Here is a 3365-nt window from a genome sequence, read left to right as displayed (position 1 = left end):
AGAACTGGAAGATTGTAAAGCTGGGTGATAAGCAGGTCAATGATTTAATTGAAAAGTATGACATCAAGATCTACCCGAACCCTGTCTCGGATTATGCCTACGTAGAAATAGGTTTTGACCTCAAGGAAGCTGATATTCTAGTCTATGATATGAGTGGGAGACAATTGCAAAACCTGAAAACAAAAAATAAGGTAACAAAAATTAATACACAGGCTCTGGTTCAGGGAGCTTATCTGGTAACGATAAAAACTGATAATAACAAGACGGCGAATGCAAAGCTGATCAAGAAATAAACACGATGAAAAGAAAAATCATAACGTTAGGTACCATTTTATTTTTAAATTCAATAGTACAGGCACAATATACACCCAAAGTACTACCTCCATCTCCCAATGCCTCTTCTCTGGCAAAGTTTGTAGAGAGTCCGGTTTCTTATTACAGAGGCTCCGCCAATGTAACCATTCCTTTATTTAATATTGACTCAGGAGATCTTCCACTTAATGTATCTATACAGTATGATACAAAGGGAATCCTCGTTGGTGAAATAGCATCTGCCATTGGAGCCGGATGGAGTCTGAACGCTGGAGGTTTAATAACCCGCCAAGTAAGACAGCGCCCAGATGAAAATCATCAGGGTTATTTAACCTATAACTATAATTCTACTTTTCAGACTGATTCCGATGTACGTCAAACTCAACGTACCATTGGTTCTACCTACTCAGACTCAAGTCAACCTTTGGATGAAGATCCTGATTTATATATAATCAATTTTCTAGGAAAATCAGGAAAATTCATAATAGATAATTCTACAAAAAAAGCAGTCGTCCAAGGTTTTGAAGATTGGCAGGTCAAAATAGACTATACCAATATCAATGCTTCAGATTTTGCAATCGATAGAATCACAATTACTGATGAACTGGGGATCAAATATTTCTTTGGACTGGATGCGACCGGTTCAAATCCTCCGGCCTATGATATTGTTACATCATCCAATTCAAAGTTATTAGGCAGCGGAGAGGAAACAAAAAATGATGATCATCATAGAACAGCCTGGCATTTAAAAGAGGTAAAGACACTAAAATATAGTTATTTATTTAACTATGAGAAAGAAACTGTTGATACCTATTCCAAAACAGACCTAAACAAAAATCTTAGTGAGCCTATTAACATGCGTATTTCAATGGGATTCAACAGAACCGAACAGCAAAGACTTCAAAATATATCCTTTCCGGATGGAACGTTGGACTTGAAGTACGATACAACAGTACGAGAGGACTTAAAAGGTGGGTACGCCCTCAAGAGCCTTACATTGAAAAAAATCAAGGAAACGGAAAATCTGGTACAGCCCTACATAAAAAAAATTGAATTTCTGCAAAACTTTCGTGAGGGTGATCTCGATCATTCCAATATTTACTTTAGTGTACTAACTACAGACAACAAGGGGGATAAGCGATTATTTTTGAATCAGATCAATGAAGTTGAACCATACGACAATGAAGTAATTAGCTCATATAAATTCGAGTACAATACTAGGAAACTTCCCAATCGTCATTCCAACTCCATCGATTATTGGGGCTATTATAATGGACGACCTAATTTCTGGAATATTTTCGAAACCGTTTCTGATAGAAACGTATATGCTGATGCGGCCGAGGCAGGAATTTTAACAAAAATAACCTACCCTACAGGAGGAACGGAAAGTTTTTACTACGAGAATAACAATTCGCTGATTCCCAATCATCTGATTTCCCAGATATATCCTACTCCCTCATCAAACAACTTTGTGGGCGGAGGAAGAAGAATCTCAAGAATTGAGACTAATGATAACAACAAGGTGACAAAAAGAAAATTCACCTATACTCTGGATAATGGAACAACTTCAGGTCAACTTTTGGGTATACCTGACTATTTGTCTGTTATAGATCCATACGGGAAAATATCTACAGTAGCAGGACAGATCTCAAATAGAATACAACCCATGTCAAGCTTTAACAATGCAGGACAGGTAGGCTATTCACAGGTCACTGAATCTTTTCTTTCTGCGAACAACGCTGTGTTATGGTCAAGGAAATATAGCTATACCAATTATCTAGATGGAGGGGAGTACTATAGATATCCTTATCATATTCCTGACGATATGGGCTGGGCAAGGGGACTAAACACAGAAACTGTTTCCTATGACTCTTCTGGAAAACCGGTAGAAAAACTGGAGAACAAGTATAGTTTCGCAGGAACACCTCTCCCCTATAGATTTTACGAAAAATATGGAGGCACAGTGGTCAACAATATTCCTAAAAGTGGCTTTCCTGTAGTTATACCTCCAGCCCAGATACCACTGAACTATTTACTTTCCCATAATGTAAAAAGTATTCCCATGTACAAACCTGGAAAATATTGGGAGGGCACCGGTCCAACCTCAGGAGAACTTTTGGATGTTAATCTATACAGGACCGCGTTTTTTTATGGTGCAATGATCAAAAACTACCAAAAGATCAAGACGGAATATGAGAATGGACTTCCAGTAAAGACTATCACCACAGACATAGCTAATGAAAGTTTGAGTCATCACCAGATAACCGCTGAAAAAACTACCTATTCTGATGGTACGAGCCAGGAAACCAGCTACCAATATGCTCATGAAAAAGGAAATCAAAAGCTGATCACAGACAATATCATAAGTATTCCATTAGAGACCCAAACTGTAAAAAAGCAGAATACCAATGATCTTTCAGGAAAAGTTGTTTCCAAGACAGAAACAAAGTATGATAATCTCGCTTATGCATTTCCTACTTCTGTACTTTCTTATGATCTTCAGAATAATAATATTCCGAGAGAAGAAATTTCCTATGATAAATATGATTCTAATGGTAATTTACAACAGTACACCATTGGCAATGGAATATCAACAGTTATTATTTGGGGATACAAGAATACTAGGCCTATTGCCAAGATTGAGAATGCAAAGCTGGAAAACATCCCAAGCTCCTTAATCACTAACATTGTAACAGCCTCTGATAAGGATGGGTATGCAATGTCCGGCAGTAATGAAACGAATCTATTAAGTGCTCTTAAGACATTCAGGGACAATCTATCCAATTACCAGGTTACCACCTACACCTATGATCCACTTGTTGGGGTAAGAAGCATCACTCCTCCAACAGGGATCAGTGAGATCTACATTTATGATATCTCAAACAGACTAATAGAAATCAGAGAAGATAACCAAGGAGGAAAACTATTAAAGGAATTTAGCTATCACTATAAAAACTAACACTGATGAAAAAAATACTCATCCCCATAGGTTTGCTGCTTATCACCCAGTCGGTGCAGGCACAGCTTACCCCTACAGAAAACTATATACAATC

The 3365-nt window shown here is 37.7% G+C and carries 2 protein-coding genes; both read left to right on the top strand.

All coding sequences use genetic code 11. The features are described from left to right. On the top strand, window positions 1-293 hold a 293-nt coding region (locus tag C1638_RS22000; protein ID WP_133247236.1), incomplete at its 5' end, for a T9SS type A sorting domain-containing protein. Window positions 294-298: 5 nt separating this feature from the next. After that, a complete protein-coding gene (locus tag C1638_RS21995) occupies window positions 299-3271 on the top strand; it encodes a hypothetical protein (RefSeq protein ID WP_109624080.1) in 2973 nt (990 codons plus the stop codon). The last annotated feature ends 94 nt before the right edge of the window (window positions 3272-3365 follow it).

Origin of the sequence: Chryseobacterium oncorhynchi (assembly GCF_002899895.1) — a bacterium.
GTDB classification, from domain to species: domain Bacteria; phylum Bacteroidota; class Bacteroidia; order Flavobacteriales; family Weeksellaceae; genus Chryseobacterium; species Chryseobacterium oncorhynchi.
Note: the sequence above shows the minus strand (reverse complement) of the source record. Positions and strands in the feature narration are given on the sequence as shown.

What these genes read in the sequence shown, in the direction of transcription:
- C1638_RS21995 (WP_109624080.1), top strand. Translation starts at nt 299, where the DNA reads ATGAAAAGAAAAATCATAACGTTAGGTACCATTTTATTTTTAAATTCA.